The organism is Desulfogranum aggregans, from assembly GCF_055398265.1.
In genome coordinates this window covers 1,947,791-1,970,712 of record NZ_AP042447.1, presented here as the reverse complement: position 1 = coordinate 1,970,712, position 22,922 = coordinate 1,947,791, and the positions used below count along the sequence as shown (strand labels likewise).

General features: G+C 51.6%; 13 protein-coding genes. 6 read left to right on the top strand and 7 right to left on the bottom strand.

The window, feature by feature from the left end; genetic code table 11:
- The first annotated feature begins 249 nt into the window (after window positions 1-249).
- From ACZ52Z_RS08910 to ACZ52Z_RS08900, 3 genes are read left to right on the top strand one after another with little or no spacing between them, the layout of a single operon-like run.
- Complete coding sequence (locus ACZ52Z_RS08910) at window positions 250-2,493, top strand: hypothetical protein (RefSeq protein ID WP_464270384.1); 2,244 nt, start codon at window positions 250-252, stop codon at window positions 2,491-2,493.
- Window positions 2,494-2,511: 18 nt separating this feature from the next.
- Window positions 2,512-3,774 (top strand): glycosyltransferase, encoded by a 1,263-nt coding sequence (locus ACZ52Z_RS08905; protein WP_464270383.1) that lies wholly within the window; start codon window positions 2,512-2,514, stop codon window positions 3,772-3,774.
- A 52-nt stretch (window positions 3,775-3,826) separates the two neighbouring features.
- Window positions 3,827-4,462 (top strand): VTT domain-containing protein, encoded by a 636-nt coding sequence (locus ACZ52Z_RS08900; protein ID WP_464270382.1) that lies wholly within the window; start codon window positions 3,827-3,829, stop codon window positions 4,460-4,462.
- 116 nt (window positions 4,463-4,578) lie between these two features.
- Here ACZ52Z_RS08900 and ACZ52Z_RS08895 read toward each other — a convergent pair whose 3' ends face one another.
- From ACZ52Z_RS08895 to ACZ52Z_RS08870, 6 genes are all read right to left on the bottom strand, one after another.
- Entirely contained in the window at window positions 4,579-9,312 is a 4,734-nt protein-coding gene (locus ACZ52Z_RS08895) for a chemotaxis protein CheB (protein WP_464270381.1), read from the bottom strand.
- 137 nt (window positions 9,313-9,449) lie between these two features.
- Window positions 9,450-10,196, bottom strand: a complete 747-nt coding sequence (locus ACZ52Z_RS08890; protein WP_464270380.1) for a MarC family protein — start codon at window positions 10,194-10,196, stop codon at window positions 9,450-9,452.
- On the bottom strand, window positions 10,168-10,833 hold the full coding sequence (locus ACZ52Z_RS08885; RefSeq protein WP_464270379.1) for a potassium channel family protein: 666 nt from the start codon (window positions 10,831-10,833) through the stop codon (window positions 10,168-10,170). Before ACZ52Z_RS08885 ends, ACZ52Z_RS08890 begins: the two co-directional genes overlap by 29 nt.
- 2 nt (window positions 10,834-10,835) lie before the next feature.
- Window positions 10,836-12,287 (bottom strand): TrkH family potassium uptake protein, encoded by a 1,452-nt coding sequence (locus tag ACZ52Z_RS08880; protein ID WP_464270378.1) that lies wholly within the window; start codon window positions 12,285-12,287, stop codon window positions 10,836-10,838.
- Window positions 12,288-12,470: 183 nt separating this feature from the next.
- Window positions 12,471-13,460 (bottom strand): DHH family phosphoesterase, encoded by a 990-nt coding sequence (locus ACZ52Z_RS08875; protein WP_464270377.1) that lies wholly within the window; start codon window positions 13,458-13,460, stop codon window positions 12,471-12,473.
- Between the two features lie 445 nt (window positions 13,461-13,905).
- The gene (locus tag ACZ52Z_RS08870) at window positions 13,906-17,157 is read right to left on the bottom strand and encodes a transporter substrate-binding domain-containing protein (protein ID WP_464270376.1); all 3,252 of its coding nucleotides are present in this window, start codon (window positions 17,155-17,157) and stop codon (window positions 13,906-13,908) included.
- Window positions 17,158-17,686: 529 nt separating this feature from the next.
- Between ACZ52Z_RS08870 and ACZ52Z_RS08865 the strand changes: the two genes are divergently transcribed.
- Window positions 17,687-19,162, top strand: a complete 1,476-nt coding sequence (locus tag ACZ52Z_RS08865; protein ID WP_464270375.1) for a DUF438 domain-containing protein — start codon at window positions 17,687-17,689, stop codon at window positions 19,160-19,162.
- A gap of 21 nt (window positions 19,163-19,183) precedes the next feature.
- On the opposite strand, the gene norR is transcribed toward ACZ52Z_RS08865, so the two are convergent.
- Window positions 19,184-20,752: a nitric oxide reductase transcriptional regulator NorR gene (gene norR / locus ACZ52Z_RS08860; protein WP_464270374.1), complete on the bottom strand. Its 1,569-nt coding sequence runs from the start codon at window positions 20,750-20,752 to the stop codon at window positions 19,184-19,186.
- A 182-nt stretch (window positions 20,753-20,934) separates the two neighbouring features.
- Here norR and ACZ52Z_RS08855 point away from each other — a divergent pair, with 182 nt between their 5' ends.
- Entirely contained in the window at window positions 20,935-21,255 is a 321-nt protein-coding gene (locus tag ACZ52Z_RS08855; protein ID WP_464270373.1) for a cupin domain-containing protein, read from the top strand.
- Window positions 21,256-21,444: 189 nt separating this feature from the next.
- Entirely contained in the window at window positions 21,445-22,632 is a 1,188-nt protein-coding gene (locus ACZ52Z_RS08850; RefSeq protein ID WP_464270372.1) for an anaerobic nitric oxide reductase flavorubredoxin, read from the top strand.
- Window positions 22,633-22,922 lie beyond the last annotated feature (290 nt).

Below are 22,922 nucleotides of genomic sequence, written 5' to 3'. Positions count from 1 at the left end.
CTGGGATAAACTTTTCCGGTACCTTGGGGGAGAGGGGATGTGGAGAGAGGGCGAGTACATGCCAAGCACGATGGCAGAGCGGTGGCTGGGTTGCCCGGTGCAGAGGTTTTTTCCGAAAATAGAGGATAATTCCGGTTGCATCGGACAGCCGGGGGGCACGTGTTGCTGATGGAGGGGGCCCGCTGTTTACGGGGGTGACTCTCTGGGGCAGGATTCGAGTCCGAGATGATGGTGAATAAACGGTGATCTATGATTTTTCGATTTTTTCCCTGGAAGTTCCTGCTCAATCGAGCTGCAAGAAAATATGGTTTTCTCGATCCGGTTACCTTTTTGGCTCGACTGCGTAGTTTTGCGCAACCTTCGGAGGTTCAGGAGCCTATAGAACTGCTCCGAGCTGGGATGGTCTTTCATGCTCGCGGGTTGCTGAATACCAAAGCCATCCAACATAATCTGGACTGGGTCTGGCCCTATTGGACTGTCAGGCAGTTTAATCCAAGCGATCCTTCGTTTATCCCCAGAGCGTTTTCCTTTTCCCATGTCAACCTCACTCATCGTAACTGGACCGCGGTCGGGTTGCCCGATATCGCTCTCTATCCCATCGTTGATCCACGCGGTCTGGTGACCCCATTACAAGATGGCTGGTCAATTGATTGCTGGTTTTACGGCCGCGACGGGAAAACGGTTTTTCCCTCTAGGCTGGAGCAGGTGGACCAACGCCTGGTCGACGACGAAAACCGTACCGTTACAACCCGGTGCCAGGCAGAAGGCATGTGCCTTGAGACCACTGTGAACCTGGAACGAACCGGGGAGCAGGCAGTGGTCAACATTTCTGCAGCGGTTGCCGCAGCTCCTCCAGGTGGATGGCTTGTTGTTGCTCTGCGGCCATATAACCCCGAGGGGGTTCAGTTTATTGAGTCGGTCGAAGGGGTCGGCAGGAACAGTGGATGGCTGGTAAACAAGGCGCAGGAGGTCGTGTTCAGTGAACCTGCGGAAAAGCTTCTTTTTGCCAATTATCGCGATGGCGATATAAGTCACCGCTTACCGGACGAGCAAAGCGTTCAGCAGGTGGAGTCCCGGATCGGAATGGCATCGGCAGCGGCTTTTTTTGCCGCTGGCGAACACGGCAACGAGAAAAGGGTGCGAGTCCGAGTTCCTCTTGCCCAGCCGGTTTCCAGGATTAAAGCCGCCCCCTGTTCAGAGTGGAAGGAGGCCGTCGCACCCTCTGCCCGCCTGGTCATTCCTGATGATAATATCCAGTTCCTTTACGATACAGCCATTCGCACCCTGATTCATCTGGCTGCTGATGCTATCGTCCCCGGCCCATATACCTATAACCGGTTCTGGTTTCGGGATGCCTGCCTGATGCTTCATCCCATGCTGGCCGTAGGATTCCAGGAGAGAGGTTTTCGGCAAATCGATCATTTTGCCCAGCTGCAGGACAGGGACGGCTTTTTTCATTCCCAGGAGGGTGAGTGGGATGCCAACGGCCAGGTACTGTGGCTGTATAATCGTTACCGGCAGCTGTATGGCGGCGAGTTGCCCCAGCAGTGGCTGGATGCCATCAGCAAGGGTGCAGAATGGATCAACCGCAAGAGGGTTTCCTCTGCCGACGCGAAGTATGATGGCCTTCTGCCGCCTGGTTTCAGTGCTGAGCATTTCGGCCCCAATGATTATTACTACTGGGACGATTTCTGGGCTGTTGCCGGCCTGGAGGCAGCCGCCCAAGTGATGGAGGAAGCGGATGCTCCACGCAAGGCCTCGAGTTACAGGCGATATGCAGCGGAAATGCGTCAGTGCATTTTTCGCAGTATCGAACGGGTAATGGAAGAGCGGCAATTGCATGCCATTCCCACTTCGCCCAACCGACGTATGGATTCCGGGGCCATTGGCGCGCTTGCGGTTGACTATCCGCTCCAGCTTATGGAGCCGGGGGAACAGCGGGTTTTGGCGACCGCTGATTTCCTTATGGAGAACTGCCTCCATGGCGGGTGTTTTTTTCAAGACATGATTCACTCAGGTATTAATATCTACATGACGTTGATGCTGGCTCAATCCTATTTGCGGGCAGGCGATGCAAGATTTTACCAATTGCTCAGCGGTGTGGTTGATCTGGCTTCCCCCACCGGTCAGTGGCCAGAGGCAATTCATCCCATTACGCATGGAGGCTGTATGGGTGATGGGCAGCACGGGTGGGCTGCTGCCGAGTATGTGATGCTGCTGCGAAATATGTTTGTGGCTGAGGAAACGGGACAGGTTATCATTGGAAGAGGCATACGGCCGGAGTGGCTGCAGCACGGACACCGGATCTCTTTTGGACCGACCAGGACCCCGTACGGCAGTTTCACGGTGGAAGTTGTTAATCGAGAACTCCGGGTGGAGTTTTCTGAAACAGGTAATGGGCTTCCCGACATTCGGGTGGAGATACCCGGTTATACTGCAGTAAACCTGACGCCGCCAGAGTATCGCTGCAGGTTGGAACCCGTCAGCGTATAAGAACCCAGGAGTACAACCATGAAAATATGCATGTTCAGCAATACCTATCTTCCGCATGTGGGCGGTGTGGCCACCTCGGTTGCTACTTTTTCCAGGGAGCTGCGGAAAATGGGGCACGCAGTGATGGTCGTCGCTCCAACGTTTGACGGAAAAGCCCCTCCGGAAGATGAGCAGCATGTACGCAGGGTGACGGCGATCCAGAATTTCAACGGCAGTGACTTTTCGGTACGCGTTCCGGTTCCCGGTCTGGTGGATAATGATATCGACGCCTTTGCGCCTGATATTATCCACAGTCACCATCCTTTTCTGCTTGGTGATACGGCCCTGCGTACGGCCCAGCGCCTGAACGTGCCGATCGTATTCACCCACCATACACGCTACGAAGAGTACACCCATTATGTTCCCCTTGATTCTGCAGCATTGAAGCGGTTTGTGACCCACCTAGCCACGGAGTACGCTAACCTGTGCGATACGGTGATTGCACCGAGCACAAGCATACAAAAGCTCTTGCAGGAGAGAGGGGTCACCACGGGTGTCGAGGTGCTGCCGACAGGTATAGATCTTGATTCATTTCAGCAGGGCAACGGTCTCCGGTTCAGAGAAGCCAGGGGACTGGACCGAGAGCGCACCATAATTGGCCATGTTGGCCGACTTGCTCACGAGAAAAACCTTCCTTATCTGGCCAGGGCCGTAGCACGCTGTATGCAACAACGAGCGGATGCTGTTTTTGTTGTTGCAGGCGGTGGAGATGCAGAACAGGAGATTCAAAGGATTTTTGCCCGGGCCGGCCTTGAGGAGCGGCTGATCATGCCCGGAATCCTGGCAGGTGATGAGCTGGCAGACTGCTATAACGCTATGGATATTTTTGTTTTTGCCTCCAAATCAGAAACCCAGGGGCTGGTACTCATGGAAGCCATGGCTGCCGGAACACCAGTCATTGCTCTGCACGCCTCCGGGGTCAATGACGTTGTTGACGATGGAAAGAACGGCCGGGTGCTGCCTGCGGATTGCTCGGTTGATGCCTTTGCAGCGGCCATAGCCGATGTGCTGACTCGGAATGCCATGGCCCAATGGAGAGCGCAGGCGAGCCAAACCGCACGCAATTTTTCCAGGGAAAAATGCACCGAGCTGCTTTTACAGCTCTATACCCGTACGCTCCAGCAGCAACGGGCAGAGGCGGTCGAGACCGACAGCTTGGATGAACTGATCCAACGAATTCGGGTTGAATGGGATCTGCTGCAGGAAAAGGCGTCAGCCCTTGCGCAGAGCATTTCTCCATGATTGTTCATCAAATCGTGCATAGGATGTGGAGTACATTGAACTGAGCAAGAGGATGGGCAAGAGTAAACCGAGGTGTAAAAAAATTGCTGGGCTGTTCATGGCATCGGCTGCTGCGGGGACCGTCTTTTATTTCCTCTTTTTTACCGATGCCTCATTGGACACCCTCTCTGCTTACCTGCAAGCAGAGGCCAATCGGTATGTCTTTCTTTTGCTGATGGCGCTGCTGCCGCTCCTTGGTCTGCCGATCAGTATTTTTCTTGTGCTGATTGGTGTCCTGTTTGGGATCGGTAAGGGGATAGTGCTGGCAAGTGGTGTAACGTTTTTCCATCTCGTGACAACATACGGTATCGTTCACTCGATGCTTCGACCACTGCTCGTCCGGATTTTACAAAGTTATGCGCTAACCATCCCACAGCTTCCCGAGGAAAAACGCAAACGGCTCAGCTTTACCTTAATGGTCGTTCCCGGGCTGCCCTATGCATTGAAAAACTATATGCTGGCCATGGCTGATCTCCCCTTTCGACAATATCTCGCTATTGGCTGGTTGGCCAACCTTATTGTGAATGTCCCCTTTATTGTGCTCGGCAGAGGGCTTGTCCGGGTCGATCCGCTTGTTCTGGCCGGTCTGGCCGTTCTCCTTGTTTTGGGAATCGGGGCGTATTCCTTGTTGAAAAAACGCGATCCATAGTTCGCGCTCACAGGGCGGCAGCGTGCGCCTGCGGTGCACGATTGATTGCCGTTTTTTGGCAAAGAATAAGTACATTCCACGCCTCAGGGGCTGGGTTCTCACGGGCGCTTGGTCCGCTACTGATCAGAAAAGGAATCCTCCTTTTGCTGGTCGAGCGCTTCCTGTATGGTGGCAAGGAGCTCTTCTCTGGCTGTTGGCTTCATCAAAAACGCCTTAATGCCGATGGCTTTTGCCTGTTCTTCGTCGATGACGGCGCTGTGTCCCGTACAGAGAATGATCGGTATATCCGCTCTGATGGCGAGCGCTTTCTTTGCCAGTTCAGCACCGGAGAGGTGAGGCATTGTCTGGTCGGTGATAATGAGATCAAAGGCAGCAGGTGTCTTGCGGAAGCGTTGGAGTGCGCGCTCGCTGTCGCTGATTGCGGTGACCGCGTATCCAGCGTGATGGAGCAGGCGTTGGTTGAGTTGTACTATCCCGTCGTCATCATCAACAAAGAGGATGTGTGTATTGGGTGGTGCCTGCCCGGTCTGTGGCTGTTCTCCGCCAGCAGCCTGCTGGTGTTGTCGACTGGGTATGATGGGGAAATAGACCCTGAACCGGGTTCCTTTTCCCTCGGTACTGCTGACCCGAATGAATCCGCCGCTTCGCTTGATGATACCGTGGACAACGGCAAGACCCATTCCGCTGCCCTTGCCGACCTCCTTGGTCGTGAAGTAGGGCTCGAAAATTCGATCCATCGTCTCCTTGCTCATGCCGCACCCCGTATCCTCCACCGTGAGGACGGCAAAATAGCCGGGATCGATTGTCGGTTCATTGACGAGATCCCTTTCAGCAAGCTGTTCCTGGCGCAACTCCACCGCTATCTCTCCCTTTTCGTCCGTGAGTGCGTGGGCGGCATTGGTGCACAGGTTGATCAGGACCTGGTGGATGTAGGTCTTGTTCGCCAGAATTGGACCGCAATCCGGGCTGATTCGTTCACTGATCTCGATAGTGGTTGGGATGGTAGCGCGGGTAAAATGGAGTGCCTCCCTGACCACTGCCGGCGTATCCAGTTCCACTTTTTTTATCTGTTCCCTGCGGCAGAAGGTTAAGATCTGTTTGACGAGTTCAGCAGCATTCCTGCTTGATTGAATGATCGCTTCCAGGGAGCGTTTGGCCGGGTTGAAATCGTCAACAGCATCGAGGCCTATCTCTGCATTACCAAGGATAACCGCCAGAATATTATTGAAATCGTGGGCAATCCCCCCGGCAAGGGTCCCCAGTGACTCAACGTTTTGGTGTTCGCGCAGATTTTTCTCGATCAATTTTTTTTCTGAGATGTCCAGTCCTATGCCGATGCGGAACCCGTCATCGAGCTTTACGTTTGACCAGACTGTATCCACGGTTGTGCCACTTTTACTGGTCAAGGGAAACTCTTTCCATTCAGTACTCCCTTTTTCCATATATTGGGCTGCTTTTTTCCGCAGCTCAGGGTCTGGGTAGCATTGTGCCATCACGTCAACGGTATTGACCTCTTCCTGGGTCCACCCGCTAATGTGCTCAAAGGCTTTGTTGACCAGAGTGATATGGTGGTGCTGATCATAGGTGGTTATCATTACCGGGATGTTATCAATGATGGCCTGCAGAATTTTTTTGTTTCGTTCCAGTTCCAGCAGGGTTGTATGTTGGGCAGTGGTGACCTGAAAATAGACGGATATCCCGTTTTTTTTCGGGAACACTCTGACGTTGTACCAGTTCGCATACGGTTCAACCTCAAAGTGGGTTTCGAAATTTCGAGGTTGCTTGTCGCGCAGGGCAGCTCGGTACTCTTTTTCAAAAATTGATCCTGCAGCCTCTGGAAACACATCGAAGATTTTTTCTCCCTGCACCTCTTCAGGGTTTCGATCCAAGAGTATGCTCGCGGCCCGATTGAAATAGGTGATACGCAGGTCCTGGTCGAGGGAAAAGAAGCCGTCGCTGATACTGCTCAAGGTGTCGTTGAGTTCCAGGAGTTTTTTTCGTTCCTCGGTGATATCGCGAGATACCAGCAGCAGAGAGGATATGGCGCCATTGGCAGAGAATTCCGGCACAATCCGAGCGTGAAAATGGCTGGTTTTTCCGTCAACAGAAGGAAAGGTGAACTCAAAGTCATGTTCACGCTGGGTAAGGAGCGGCTTGCGCATCTCCTCTTCCCATAGCGAGCAGAGATCCTTTGGCATGCCCAGTTCGCGATTGGTCTTGCCAATGAACGCCTCTTTCTCCAGGCCCGCATACTCTTCAACGGCATCGTTGACATACAGGTGACGCAACTGCAGGTCAAATCGAGCCACTATGTCAGGAGCGTTTTCCGCCAGTGCTTGAAATTCCTGCTGGCGCCTATGGCTCGAGGTTACGTCATAAAAAGAGAGAATGGCTCCGCTGATGGTCTCAGCTTCATCATGATACGGATGGAATTTACTGCTATAGACCCTGGTTGCACCGGAGATGGTCAACTCGATGACTTCTCCCGTGGCTATCACCTGATCAAGGTGCTCGCGAAAATTCGGCAGGGTGCAACGGGTGCCGACGTTGGTGATCACCTGCCCTTCTTCCCCTGGCCTGATGTCAAAGATCAATGCTGCTGCAGGCGTACTGCGTCGAATGCGCATCTCTTTGTCGATCACCACCAGGGGGATATCGAGCCTGCGGAACACGTTTTCCAGGTCATCGTTTGCTTCGCCGAGCTCCTGTGATTTTACCTGCAGTTCCTGATTGACCGTGTTCAGCTCCTCGTTGGTTGCCTGGAGCTCTTCGTTGCTGGTCTCAAACTCTTCATTGGTTGCCTGCAGTTCCTCATTGGAGGATTGCAGCTCTTCATTAAGCGACTGTAACTCCTGGTTAGACGTCTCAAGCTCTTCCACCGTGGTTTGCAATCGTTCATAGGCAGCAGCAAGCTCTTGTTCTAATTCAATTATACGTTGTCTATCCTTCTCGTCTATATCCGCTTCCTCTATCGCCTGGACAAGCTCAGGCGCCGCTGTTTCACTAAAGGTGGCAACCAGTAACCCTCCCTGTTCCTTTGTGGCCTCCAGAGGGCGAACCCGGATATCCACGTACCTGTTTCCGGCGTCCGGGTCGTTGTAGCGTATGCGTTTGCAGCTGACTTCCCGCTCTTCACGTTGGGCGCGAATGATGGATGAACGCAAAGCGGGGCGAATTTCCGGATTGACCAGATCAATGACACTCGCTCCCAGGCTGCCTTCACGGAGCTGGAAGTATTTGCTTGCTTCTCCTTTAATAAACAGCAGGTCGGTCTTGTTGTTGATCAGTACCGCAGAGGGACAAAACATACTGGCGATGGCGCTGTCGATGATTTCGCCAAAAGAGGGTTTGCTTTTTTCCGTCTTTGCTTTGCCAAGGTGCGAGTGCTGGTAAGTGGAGTAAAAATTCCGCCTTTCAAGGGGGAGATAGCGAACTGCAGCCTGTTCTTTTTTGAAGAGTTTATGCTTTTTGGAGACCGGCAGAAAAAGTCCCTTGCATTGGGAGGCTGACTCGCTTTTTCCTAAAAAAAGGAGGCCATCGGCATTCAGGACATAGTGAAAGGTCTCCAGGATCTTCATCTGGAGTTCCGGCTTGAAGTAGATGAGCAGGTTGCGGCAGGCGATGAGCTGCAGGCGGGCGAAAGGCGGGTCGTGAATGACGTCTTGTTTTGCAAAGACAATGCGTTCGCGGAGCGGCTTGATGACCCGATAAAATCCCTCATCATGGGTAAAGTATTTGCTTATACGTTCAGAAGAGATGGCTTCGAGGCTGGAGAGCGGGTATATGCCCTGGCGGGCATAGGCTATATTTTCCGCGTCAATGTCTGTTGCGTAGAACTGGAGATCAAAATTGAAAAAGGCCTGCCCGAGGATTTCTGCGCACAGGATGACCAGGGAGTACGCCTCTTCTCCTGTTGAACAACCGGGAATCCATACCCGAAAGGGCGGTTCCCTGTTTTCTGATCCCAGTAATCGCTTGAGCTCTTTACCCAGTGCCTCAAAGGCTTCTGGATCGCGAAAAAAACCAGTGACCGATATCAGCACATCCTTTACCAGTTCCTGGTATTCAGCAGGTGTTTTGTGGGTGTATGCGAGATAGTCTGCTATATTTTTCAATTTGAGGACAGCGATGCGCCGCCATACCCGACGTTGCAGGGTAGCTTCCTTGTAGTCGGAAAAGTCGTATCCGGTATGCTCCTGTATGGCCGTAATCAGGCGGTTCAGGTCGCCAGGATTGATTTCGCTGTCACGGGTGGGCTCGCTGACGGTACCGGTATCCAGTATTGAGGCGATTTCCTGGCCGAGCTTTTCCGGGGAAAGGGCAAGGTCAACACATCCCAGGCCAATAGCAGCCTTGGGCATGCCGTCATATCTGGCAGTCTCCGGTTGCTGCACCAGGGTGATCCCGTTGGCGGCCCTGATGGCTTGCAGGCCTCTGGCGCCATCCTTGCCGGTGCCGGAAAGAATAATGCCAATACTGCGTTTTTTATAGTGGTTTGCAAGCGAGGTGAAGAAAAGATCAACATTGGGCGTGGGACCACCTTCTGACTTGGTTTGGGAAAGGAGGAGCCTTGAATCTCGCACCGTAATATTGTGGCCGGCAGGGGTAGTAAATATTTTTCCGGCCTCCAGGGCAAGATCGTTTACCACTTCGACAACAGCCATGTCGGTGGTCTTTTTCAGCAGCGAGGCGAGCAGGCTGTGGTGCTGTGGGTCCATGTGCTGCACCACCACATAGGCGACATTACCTGTGGTCGGAAGCGAGGGCAGCAGTGCTTTCAGTGCCTCAAGCCCTCCGGCTGATGCACCGATGCCAACCACAACCAAATCATCCGTTTGTGTCTGTTGCATACCTTACGCTACCCTTTTCCTGGTGAAAGTTAAGATTTCTATGAAAGTATTGCAGCCCCCATCCCGGCTAACAGAACATATCGCATTAATATGTCAATGAAAAAGGGCGCGGCATCGTGCAGCCAAAGCAATTTCGGCTAAGGCACAGCGGCCCATCCGGGAAAGGTGATCACCAGGCCCTCGACCATGAACTGGACGGCGATGGCGATGAGGATCATGCCAAAAACCCGAGAAGCAAGGTCAAGCGGCAGGGTGCCGGTGACCCTCTGGATGATGGAACCGCTGAGAAGGGCCATCAGGAGGATGAGCAGGACAGCGACCAGGGTCACGCTCAGAAAAATGGTCGTCAGCAGGGAACCGCTTTCGTGACCGTAAATAATGACGGTCGTTATAGCTCCCGGCCCGGCAATGACCGGCACTCCTATGGGAATAAAGATCTGCTGGTAGCGTTGAAGGACTCTGGAAAGGGTGGTGGTTGATTCGCTGCGCTCCACCTCGTCGAATTCTACAGCCGTGCCTTTAAGGACACTAAAGCCAAATTGCAGTAAAATAAGCCCGCCGCCGATCTTGAAACTGGCCAGGTCAATTTTCAGCTTCAGCAGCAGGAATTGGCCAAAAAAGAGGAAAAAGAGCAGGATAGAGGCGCAGGTTACGATGACCAGCCCTGCCAGTAGCCAGCGAAAGGAGCGATGCTCTCCGGAAGAAGCGGCCACCCATAGCGGAATTTTTTCCATGGGGTTGACAATGGCCAGCATGGCGATAGCAAAATTTGATATAAGATCCCAATCAGTTCCCATATCCACAGGTTGGGTTGAAATTGACGCAAGGGGCATGCGGAGGATTTTGGCCTGGGCTTTACGCTCCTTCCTCTTTTTTTTCGGCATGCCAGCGCTTACTCAAATCGACCAGGTGCTCGCTGCTTGTCAGGATGACCACCTCGTCTCCCGGGCGTAGCTGGGTCTCCTGGTCGGCAAAAAAGAAGGCTCCATCTCTGTAGTAGTACATCACTTTGGAGCGATCGGGCAGCTCCATTTCACTGACCTGGACCGCGTCATCCTCATCGGCAATGAACGAGAAAAACCTGGCATCTCCCCGTAAAAGAGTTGATATTTCTACAGTGTGGAGGCCGCGTACCATGTTGTCGATATACTGGCTCATGGTTCGGTCAGGAATAATGATGTCTTCGATGCCCAACTCTTCACAAAGGGGCAGCAGGTCCTCATCCTGGATACAGGTGATAATAGCGTGGAAGCCCATGGAACGACCCAAAAGAGAGGTAATGATGTTCGCCTGATCATTGTCGGTGAGGCAAAACAGGAAGTCGCAGTCTTTGGGTGACGCCTGGCGGAGAACTGCCGGCTTGCCTGCATCACCGCGAAGAAAACTACAGTCCAGCTCGTCAGAGATTTCCTCAATTTTTTCTTTGTTTATTTCTATGAGGATCACCTCGTGGCCCTGAGCGATCAATTGTTTTGCTGCCTTTATGACGGTCGAGTTAATGCCTGAGAAAACTATTCGCATCTTTACTCCTCCTTGCGCAGCCCGATCCATGTTTTTGGATGGAAAAAGATCAGCCACGCTATTATTTCCAGGCGTCCCAACAGCATATCAAGACAGAGGATGGTTTTCAATACAGGGTGGAGTGCTTCTGTGGTAATCCCTGCTGAAAGACCGACTGTGCCGAGAGCTGAGACGATTTCAAACAGGCTGGCGAGCGGCGCATGGTCTAAGGCGAGAAACAGCAACCACGAAATTGCGGTGGTGCTGGTGAAAAGAATAAAAAGGCTCACCGCGTTGATGATCTCTGCTGAGCCGAGTTTTTTGTTGTTCAACCGAGCCTCCAGAACTGCTCGTGGAGGTGCGCCTGCCCTTTGGATCACCAGGTAGAGCATGCGAAACAAAACGAGAAGGCGGATCATTTTTATTCCGCCGGCAGTGGAGCCGGCGCACCCGCCTGTGGCCATGGCCAGGATGAGGAGGAGCTGTGCGCCATTGCCCATTTGTGCAATATCGGTAGAGGAAAAGCCTGCAGTGGAGATTGCTGAAAGACCGTTGATGGTGCCATGACGAAATGCCTCACTCCAGAGCAGTCCGTCCTGCAGTCGCAGAAAACAGGCAAGCAGGAGGATAACCAGTATGCTGGCGGTAAGAAACGCCTTGAGTTGCTGGTCGGTGCAGACGAAGCGCCAGCCCTTTTCGTGGATTCTCGAGTAGAGCAGCAGGGAAACCCCGCCGGCCATTGAGAGTGCGAGGACAATGATTTGGGCAGCGGGTGGGGTGAGCGCCTCTATACTGGTATCGTGAGGCGAAAAACCACCGGTTGAGACAGCAGCCAACACGTAGAGTATGGCATTGAAGGTGTCGGCACCGGCCAGCACCATGGCGAAAATTCCGATGAGGGTCAAGAGGCAATAGATGAAGAATGTGCGTTGAGCAATGCTGCGGGTGCTGCCGATGATATCTTCCTCAAAGCTTTCAGCAAGATCGAGCCGTTTGGCGCTCAATCCCGGTTGGATGAGAGTAGCCATACAGAGGACCACGATTCCCAGACCGCCGATCCACTGCATCCACGCCCTGGAAAAAAGAAAGGATGGGGAGGCATCAGTGAGGGTGGGGAGGGTGCTGAGCCCGGTAGTGGTGACGGCGGAGACTGTTTCAAACAGGGCATCGCCAAAACGTAATCCCGCTGCCATGGTCGGCCAGGTCATGACCAGTGGGGAAAAGAGAAAGATGAGCACCGTAATCACCATTGCTTCGTTACTCTGCATGGTTTCAACGGTTTTCTGTCGGGAGAGAAGGATGCCCAGCACGGCTACCAACAGGGCCACCATGCCGTATCGAAGGCTAACCGCAAACTCGCCGAAGTAGAGGGAAACAGAAAAAGGGATAATGGTCAGCGCAGCAAGAGCAATACACAACTGGCCGAAGTATCTCAACAGCATGGGCAGGCGAACAGCATATTGCAGGACACGCATAGGAGACCTCAATAAACAACGGGTAACTGCTCGAACTGGAAACTGCCATGTCGGCAGTTTCTCCAAACCAGCCTGGACAGCGAGGGATCAGGCCGCGTGAAGCTGTTCAGGCACTTTCTGCTTCGTTTCTTGATCGGACATGGTTCATTCTCGAGGAATATAGTTTGCAACAAAAGAGGGTGCTCACCGCTTTTTTATCTGGGCTATAATGTAGCCTTCAATTTTTTCAACTCCCCCTGCCTCAGCGGCAATATCGGAAAGGGGTATTTCGGCACGTGCAGCACTCGTATGTCCCCCTGCGGATCCCAGCTTGCCAAACAAACGCTGTGCAACCTTTCCCGCATCAAGGCGAAACCCGGCATTTCTGATGATGATAATGAGTTTTTTCCCATAAACACCGGATACCATGCACCAGGAAATTTCAGCCATCTTGAGAAAAAAATCAGCGAGGATCACCAGGACATCCGAATCATCCACTGTCTCCATATGGATGTAGGCCGTATCGCCGACAATCTTGAGGACCTCGAAAGCCTTGCGAAAGTCGGTGATATTTTTTTTGTTGATCTCCGAAGATTCAATTTTTTTGATGAGGTTGAGATTTGCATGGGGGTAAAGAAAGCGAAACGCCTTGATATCAGCATTTACAGACGACCGGGCAAAATTATCCGTATCTGATTTGATACCATAAAAAAGAGCAGTGGCCAGTTTTTCCGAGGGAGGAATGCCGGCAGCTTTCAGGTACTCGGTCATGATTGAGGCCACAGCACCATATTCTTGCCGTATATCGATAAAAGGGGCATCAAGTTCGGGGTTGGGCGGGTGGTGGTCGATGATGATGCTGAAGTCAATATTACCGAGCAGTTTATGGTGGTGTGGCTGGGAATCCACAAGCGCCCACTTGGTCACATCACTGGTCTTTGCTCTTTTTATATACGGGAGCGTTATTTTCAAATCTCTGATCAGGGCAAGATTATCTGATCGTTTTATGGCGTTAACTCGACAGATGATCGTTTTCTTCACCTTTCTCCAGAACAGCCTTTTAAGAGCAAGAGCGCTGGCAACCGCATCCGGGTCTGCAACGATGGGAATACAGACGGTATCATTGGTTGAAACCGTTTTCATGAGTTGTTCATAACGGCCAACATGTGAGATAGCCTGTTTATTCTGCGCCATAAGAGCTTCTCCAGGATGAATGAATATGGTGCTTGCTCATGTGATAGACAATAATCAAAAGATCTTGAAAATAAAAAGCAATTCTCATGCCTGGTAAGAATAAAGCAGGGCGCGGAGGGCTTGGTACAGAGCATCAGAAAATCCTCTATGCGTTGCCTGGAGCAGGAGTGCAGGATGAGAGGACTTTACGCAACGATCGTAACGTAAGGGTGCCGCGTACTGTGTATCTTTGATGCAATGATCAGTTCCAGCACCGGTATTTTATGCAATGAACGGAAGTAAGGTCGTCTGTTGGGACACTGGGTGGTCGGCCTTGCGGCAGGTGCCGTTCTGCTCAAGGTAATTCTATTGTGGAAGAGGAAAGAAAAAGGGTGCATACAGCCCGTTAAGCACAACATGATTCACCAAGCCGAGCAATAGAGGATTTGTCTGGTGTTGTCCGTAATCAAGAACTTTCCTTAAGGGCGTTGTGTACCGATTGAGCTAGGGTGTACAGGGAAAAAGGTTTGCGTATAAAGGCGTTGGCACCCATGGAGAGAGTGGCTCTCACGTTTGCATCTTCAGAGAAGCCACTCATGACAATAGCTTTTTGGCCGGGGTTCATTGTGCACATGGCGGCATAGGTATCTTTGCCGTTCATTCCTGGCATTTTCATGTCAAGCACAACCACGTCAAAATCGTCCTTCTTGAGGCGCTTGATGCCTTCCTCCCCTGAGGGAACGGGGTGGGCCGCATAGCCCAATCGTTCCAGCATGCGACAGGTTATATCCAGCAGCTGAGGCTCGTCGTCAATGACGAGGATTTTTTCGCCATCGCCCAAGAGCTTCTGGTCCACCTTGAATTCACCCTTATTGTCTATTTCCTTACTCGTGGTCGGGAGGTAGAGCTCAAACTTTACTCCTGTACTGTTGTTTTCAACAAGCACACTGCCGCCATGGTCCTGTGCACTGTTCCACACAATGGCCAGTCCTAAACCAGTGCCGCTTTTGCCCATCTCTTTTTTCGAGTAAAAAGGCTCAAAAATATGGCTGATGACCGAATCCGGAATGCCGGGTCCGGTATCCTGTACCTGAAAAACCGCATAGGTCCCGGCAGGGAGATAGTTCTTGCTCGCCAATGGGCGCTCTAGGTGACGATTGAAGGTTGACAAGACCACCGTCCCTTCGCTGGGGGAGGCCTCATAGGCATTGGTTATCAGATTCATCACAGATTTTTTCATATGCAATACTGAGCAATAAATATTCTCCAGCTCGGTGGCCAGGTGGAGCGAGTAGCGAACGCGAGGAAAACGCTTCTGTAATTGCCTGAACTCGGGAGAGTCGAGATACTCTTGCAGTATGTCGTTGAAATTTGCGGTCTGGCGCACCGCTGCTATGCCGCGGGCCATGGTGAGCAGGTCGTCGACAATCGCCGCCGCCTGTTCGCCAGATCGTTTAATCGCTTCAATCTGTGGGCGCAGAGGGCTGTTTTTCTCAAGCTCCAGTAAAAGGAGCTCAGGGTAGGAGATGACGCCAGAGAGGATATTGTTCAGGTCATGCGCGACTCCACCGGCCATAAGTCCAACAGCTTCCATTTTCATGGAGCGGTGCAGCTTGGCCTCCATCTCTTGCTGCATGGTGATATCGTAAAAGAAAATAAAGCGGTACTGTTTTTCTTCATACACAAAGGTGCTGTCGTGCAGCTCAGCCGGAAAGGAAGAGCCATCTTTTCGGTGAAATGCAGTTGCTGGCGGCGAGCTGAGGTTATTGTGGCCGGCAGCAGGAGGTTGTTTATTTTCCATCGTCGCCAGGCACCCGGCAATGCGTGCGGGCTCAACATGGAGGAGCTCATCTACGGTGTAGCCAAGGCTTGTTGAAGCCGCGGTATTCGCATGGACGATGTGCCCTTTGCCGGAATCAAGGTCATAGTGAATCCAGAAAATAGGAAAAGAGCTCGAGTCGACAGCATGCTGCGTTAACAACAGTTTTTGTTGGGTTTTTTGAAGCAGTTCGGCTTGTTTGACAATTTCTCTGTTTCTTTGTTGAAGTTCTTTGTTGAAGCCCCTGAGGGTTACCTGGCGGTACAGGAGCAGGGCAAAGAGTATTGCTCCACCAACCAGGATGCGAGTAATGAGTCGGTAGTCAACCCCCTCCTCATATTTCACAGATATCCATCGATTGAGAATCTCCTGATGCTCTTCCGGGGATAATGACGCAATTGCTTTATCCATAGCCGTGAGCAGGAGCGGCTCGTCGTTCCGCAATCCCATGCGGAGTTCAAGGTCTTCCCCTATGTTTCCGGCAATTTTCAACCCAGCGGGAAATTTTTTCTGAATGGTATACACCAGCTTTGGCAGGGAGCCAATGAAGCCATGGATCCTGCCGTCCTGAACCATGCCAAGGCCATGTTCCACCGTATCGACGCTGACAATATCTATCTCTGGGTATTTTTCTTTGAGGACGTGACCAAAGGCATAGTCTTTCTTGACACCTACACGCTCTCCCTTGAGGGCGCCGAAGTCGGCAATAAATGGTGATGATGCTTTGGTGGCGACGACTAACGGTGCAGTGAACAGGGGAGCGCTGAAGTTGAGAAAGAGCCTTCTTTTCGGGGTTGACATGGCAAGAGAAATAATATCGCAGGCCCTGCTCTCAGCAAAATCCAGGGTTTGCTGCCAGCTTGTGGTCGGAACCAACCGTATGTCAACTCCCAGCCTGTTTTCCAGGAGTTGCATATAGTCGGCAGCCATGCCGATGTGGCGGCCTTCGCGAATGCTTTCCATGGGCATCCAGTCCGGATCAGCACATAGTTTCAGTTGTTTTTTCTCGGCCAAATACGCCTGTTCGGAAGGACTGAATTGCAGGTAAATCTTTTCCTTTTTTGTCGAATACCACCTCTCCCTCAGCCGGGTGAGTTCTGCTGCGTCTACAGAAGAAGCTGCCTTGTCCAACAGGCTCAGCAAAGGTTTATTATCAGGATGGACAGCCAGGTGGTGGGGGGCAACGGGGAAAAAGCGATTGTCGTTGATGGGAGCGCTTATCACCTCGTTAAAGTGGTTTTGCCGTATGTAATAGTTAAAAACTTCGTGAGCACCTATGGCAGCATCAGCGTTGCCTGCAACGACCTGAAGAATGGAGTCAAGCAGGTTTTCCGTAGTGAGCAGGTCAATATCCGGATAATAGCGGCTGAGCAACTCCTCGTGTGCATATCCTTTTGCAACGGCCAACCTTTTACCCTGCAGTTTTTCAAGGTTTGCCTGGCTGGAGTGGTGCTTGAGCGTGAGGAGACCATTAATGACCTCAACTACAGGCTCTTTTGAAAAAAGATACCGTTTCCGTCTTTCTGGGGTGATGGTCATATTGCTGATGCAGTCGATTTGTCCATCATCCAGCATGGCCAGGTACTCTTTCCAGCTATGACCGCCCACAAAGTCGATAGTTATGCCCAACGTTTCAGCAAGCAGCAGGACATATTCATTGACGTACCCCTTGGGTTCCCCCTGTTCGATATAATTATAAGGTGCCCAGTCTTCGGCAAGTTGCACGCGGACGGTTGTATGGGTTGCAAGCCAGGCCTTTTCTGTTGCGGTGATGTTTTGAACCGCGCCACCAACAGCGGGAGGTGTGAACAACAGAACAAGCAGCAGGATGGTGGTCGTTGCAGCGTTGCAGGTAAAAGAGGTGAGGCTGGGAATGCATGTTCTGTGAGCTGTGTACACGGAGAAAATCATGAGGTGTTGACAAAAGGTTGTGCATGCATGAAAGAAGAAAGACTTCCTTTTATCATAGCATCAAGGTGTGATCTGTCAAATTTGGCACATGGAAAAACAGTTGGTTGTAGACCATTCCCGAGGGAGATAGGGAGACTATATACCGAAAATATGAGGAAACGGTTAGGGATGCTCGTGGTAGGGGTGATTCGGTGTACAACCGCAAGGCCCCAAGGGTGAAAGAGGTCTATGGTTGCGCAAAAGATATGGAAGGCAACAAAACCAAGGACTGTTAACCAGCACTGTTTTGCAGTATTCCACCAGGGAGGGGGTACACCAGGCTGGTTGAGAGCCCGGTGAATGTTTGCATATCCACAACATTGTTGTTTTTTTGAAAACGAAGCAGCGTTGCTGAAACAACAACTTTGAATATAATATTTTGATATTTAAAGGTATTTTTTTTGGCACGCAGTATGCTTTCATAAGCGGTGGTACAGGAGAATACTATTGATCATCCATAGCTTACGGAGATACGAATATGCAGCTGACACAGGACACGACCATTTTACGCCTGATAAAGGATTATCCCTTTCTGATTGAAGCCCTTGCAGAACGAAACCCTGTTTTCGAGAAACTGCACAATCCAGTACTGCGCAACACCATCGGTCGGGTTGCCACCATAGAGAAGGCTGCCCACATGGGAAAAGAAGAGCCGCTTGACCTCCTGCTTTTTATCGCCGGAAGAATCATGGCGGCAACCGGTGAGCAGGTGGCAATTGTGCCGCCCGATGCGGGGAAAAACAGCGCTTCACGACCGGCCCTTTCCGATGAAAAACGTCTGGACGGCCTGAAGGCGATAATTCGGGAACTCCACGACGGTACCGACCTCAAGGTGCTGCAGGATAAATTTGCGCAGACTGTTGGGGATATCAGCCCAAAAGAAATTGCGAGGCTGGAGCAGACCCTGGTCAACGAAGGCCTGGAGGAAACAGAAATTAAAAAACTCTGTAATCTGCATGTCGAACTTTTCCAGACATCTCTTGATGCCCAGGATCCTCCTGTCATGCCGGCTGGCCATCCGGTTCATACCTACATGGAGGAAAATGAGAAAATTTCTGATCTGACTGAAGTGCTCAATCAGGAGTTGCAGCGGCTGGGACAAGATCCGAGCGATACCCTCTGGTCATTTACCGTCAACCATCTGCGCACCCTGGTCACAGAACTTACTGAGGTCAAAATGCACTACACTCGAAAAGAAAACCAGCTGTTTCCGCTGCTGGAAAAGCATGGGATAGAGGCCCCTGCACAAGTGATGTGGGAGGTCCACGATGATATCCGGGAGCAGTTGCGCAAGAGTACCGAACTGCTCAAGGAGCAGGACCGGGAGGCGGCCATCAAATCGCTTGTTGCACTGGCAGAGGCAATTAACGACATGATATACAAAGAGGAGCGAATTTTGTTTCCCATGGCAATAGAGACCTTCACTGCTCAGGACTGGGCCATAATCCGGCATGGTGACAATGAAATCGGCTATTGCTTTGGGGTGACCCCGGGTACGGAATGGGAGCCGGTACCGCTGCAGAACGAAAACGGACATGCGCTCACCGGCCTTGTGGACCTGGATACAGGAAAACTGAGCCAGGAAGTTATCAACACCATGCTCTGCAATCTCCCTGTTGATATGAGCCTTGTCGATCCGGATGGCAAAGTCGCCTATTACTCCGATTCTCGTCACCGTATTTTTCCCCGCAGTCCCGCTGTTATTGGACGGGATGTCAAGAACTGTCATCCGCCCAAATCTGTCCACATGGTGACAGAGATTCTGGAAAAGTTGAAAAGCGGAGAACGAGACAAGGCTGAGTTCTGGCTGGAGCTGGGAGGTACCTTCATTCACATTCAGTATATAGCCCTCAGGAACGAAGCCGGAACGTACCTCGGGTGCCTTGAAGTGGGCCAGGATGCCACGCATGTTCGATCGCTTACTGGCCAGCGTCGTCTGTTGGAATGGGAATAATGATGGAGCGGGAAGGCCCCTTCAGGCGTTCTCGCCTTTTTTTCTGATACCAAGCCGGGTTGCCAGGTTGTGCAGGTTGCTCCTGTTCATGCCAAGCTCACGGGCGGCTGCAGCCCAGTTTCGGTTATTCCGCTCAAGGGCGCGATTGATCAGTTTGACCTGAAACGTTTTCACCTCCTCACGCAGCGACATGGTCGGCGAAACCGCTGGAAGCTGGGCTGTATCATCAGGACTGCTGGTGTATGCTGCAACGCCCAGATCCGCCGTCAGGTGGTCTGGGTGAAGAATGACGGCTTCACCAGAGGCGAGGGGACCTGATGCCTTTAAAAGTGACCTGGAGATAACATTTTCCAGCTCACGTACATTTCCCGGCCAGCTGTACCGCTGCAGTAAGGTCAACGCTTCTTCGCTCAGCCTTGCCTGGCGAAGGCCGAGTTTGCTTTTGGTCTTTTCTGCAAAAAAACCGGCGAGGATCGGGATATCGTCTTTTCTTTCTCGAAGTGGCGGCACCGTGAGCGGATAGACGTTTAATCGGTGATACAGGTCGGCTCTGAATCTTCCTGCTTCTACCTCGGCCTCCAGATTCCTGTTGGTGGCGGCAAGCAGCCTTACGTCGACCGTCACCAGTTTTTCCGAACCGACCTTCTGGATTTCTCCCTCCTGGATAGCCCGCAAAATTTTAGCCTGGATCTCCAGGGATAGTTCACCGATTTCATCGAGGAAAAGCGTGCCGCCATCCGCAAGTTCAAACTTGCCGGTTCTGCTGTTTACCGCACCTGTGAACGATCCTTTCACGTGTCCGAACAGCTCGCTTTCAGCCAGTGCGTCAGGAAGTGCGGCACAGTTGAGGTAAAGCAGTGGTTTGCTGCTTCGTGCTGAATAATTGTGTATGCCTCGTGCCACGAGTTCTTTACCCACTCCGGTCTCTCCCAGTACCAGAATGGTGAAGTCTGATTTTGCCACAAGCTCGATTTCTCTGCGCAGCTGCTGAATTTTTTTGCTCTCTCCAAGGATCTCATGCCCTCTATACTGCTTGATGTCCTGCATGAGGTCGGAAGTAATCTGCCCCTGTTTCTTTGCTTCCCTTTCCAGTGCACTGAAGAGGTCGACTGTCTGCAAATGAGCTCCGGCAATGGCGGCCACCACTTTCACATACTTGGCAGGCAAATTGTCAAACGCTGCCGGATCGACGGCGTCAAAGGCAAGTACACCAACGAGTTCTTCCTGTACATACAACGGGCAACCGAGGCAGGCATGGATATGGTGAGCGGCGGAGGATGCACGCTGGATCATCCCGTCAAAGGGGTCTGGCATGCTGCTGTCATGAGCGAAAAAAACCGGATCTGCTGCATTGCATATGATATCAAGCCGGGGGTTTTCCCTGCGATTATAGACCCGTCCCATGGCATCCGGGGTAAGGCCCTTGGCTGCAAGTGGCACCAGGTTGCTCCCTTCAACCCGCAGCAGAGTGGCGGCATCGTAGGGAATGGCAATTCGCAGGGCGTCCAGCAATCGGCTGTACCGGTCCTCTGCATTGATAACTGCTGTCAGGTCATTGGCGATGGCTGAAAGGGTGTCGAGTCGCTTCATGGTGTACTTTCTACAACGATGTTATCGTTTTCACAACGTGTATTTTGTATACAAAAACACAACGGTTGGGTCAATCCATTGAAATGTGGTGAAAAAAATATTGGCACGGTATTCGCTATACAAAGGGTGACAGTGAAACTAACGAGGGAGGCTCCCTCATAACAGAAGATAAAGGAGCAATTATGAAAGTCATGCAACTTGATCAAACAAACGAATTCAGCCCAGGCCAGATGAAACGTTTCTTCCTTGTGGAGGATTCCCCAAACTTCAAGATTATTAATTTTAACCTTGATGAGGGGGTGACCTTTCCTGTTCACTCCCATGATCTCGATGGGGAGTTATCCATCCTGGTCCTGGAAGGAGAAGGGTATTTTCTTGGTGACAAGGAGTCAGAAATCCCGGCGAAGGCAGGCGATCTCCTCATCTCGAAGATTCGGGAACCCCACGGGGTTCGTGCCTCCTCAAAGATGCGGATTCTGGTGACCATTGCCCCACCGATTTAACAGGCATGACAATCCGAGAGGAAAGGAGAAGAGGGCAAGAGGCTTTTGCCTCTTGCCCTTCGGAGGACATGAGAAAGCTATAAATTCTTAAGAAGAGAGGCGACAAGGGCCTGTTACCCTCGACCTTTCTGCAGGAGAGAACTCTCGCTGCAGCCACGAATCATTGAAAATCATTAAAGAGGAACCAACATGGGGTTTCAAGTAAAAAACAACGTCCATTGGGTTGGCAAGATAGATTGGGAGTTAAGAAAATTTCATGGCGATGAGTATTCAACCCACAAGGGGTCTTCATACAACTCCTACCTCATACAAGAGGAAAAAACTGTACTGATCGATACTGTTTGGACCCCGTTTGCCAAGGAATATGTGGAAAACCTCAAGCAGCAAATCGATCTTGCGAAGATTGACTATATCGTTGCATGCCATGCTGAAAACGATCACAGCGGGGCCTTGCCCGAACTTATGCGCCACCTGCCCGATGTTCCCATTTACTGCACCGGGAACGGAGTAAAATCCCTGAAGGGGCTCTATCATCAGGACTGGAATTTTCATGTTGTCAAGACCGGGGACAAGCTCTCTCTGGGTTCAAAAGAGCTCATTTTTATAGAGGCCCCCATGCTGCACTGGCCAGACTCCATGTTTGCCTACCTGACCGGTGATGCGATCCTTTTCAGTAATGATGGATTCGGCCAGCATTATGCCTCAGAAAAGATGTTCAACGACCTGGTCGATCAAGGGGAATTGATGAATGAATGCGTTAAGTATTACGCAAACATCCTTACTCCGTTCAGCCCAATGGTCACTCGAAAAATAAAGGAGGTGCTCGACTTCAATCTACCGCTTGATATGATCTGCACCAGCCATGGCATCATCTGGCGCGACAATCCGGCCCAGATTGTGGAAAAGTACCTGCAATGGGCAGATAGTTACCAGGAAGACCAGATTACTCTGCTCTACGATACCATGTGGGACAGTACTCGGATCATGGCTGAGCAGGTTGCAGCCGGAATCAGGGAAGCCGACCCTGCAGTCACGGTCAAGCTGTACAACCTGGCCAAAACAGATAAAAACGATGCGATTACAGAGGTGTTCAAGTCCAAAGCGATACTGATGGGATCGCCTACGGTCAATAACGGCATTCTTGTTGCCGTTGCCGGGCTCATCGAAGAAATAAAAGGGTTGAAATTCAGCAACAAGAAAGCCGCCGCATTTGGCAGCTATGGCTGGAGCGGTGAAGCCGTGAAAATAATCAGCGAAAGGTTGGTTGATTCCGGATTTGCGGTGGTTGACGAAGGGCTGCGTCTGACCTGGTCTCCTGATGAGGAGAGCAAAAACAGATGCAGAGCATACGGACGTGAGTTCGTGAGCAAACTGTAGCTTACTCCCTTTTCTCTGCATCTCTCCCAATTGTTCTCTGCCAGAGGAAGCCGCAAAGAGCACAGTACGCGCGCAAGTGAAAATAGTGTAGGTACAAGCGTTATGCGCTCCTCTATTGAGTAAATAAATAGGCCTTGATGGTGTATGACCGCTGAGGTGTGATTTGGTACACGGAGACGTCCCCACCATCTGCAAGGGGGGGATGTGATTGATCGTAGTGCCGTCATACCAGTGGATTTGCCCGGTAGTTTTGATTTGACAAATACCTGTATTGCTTGACCGGGTGCTTA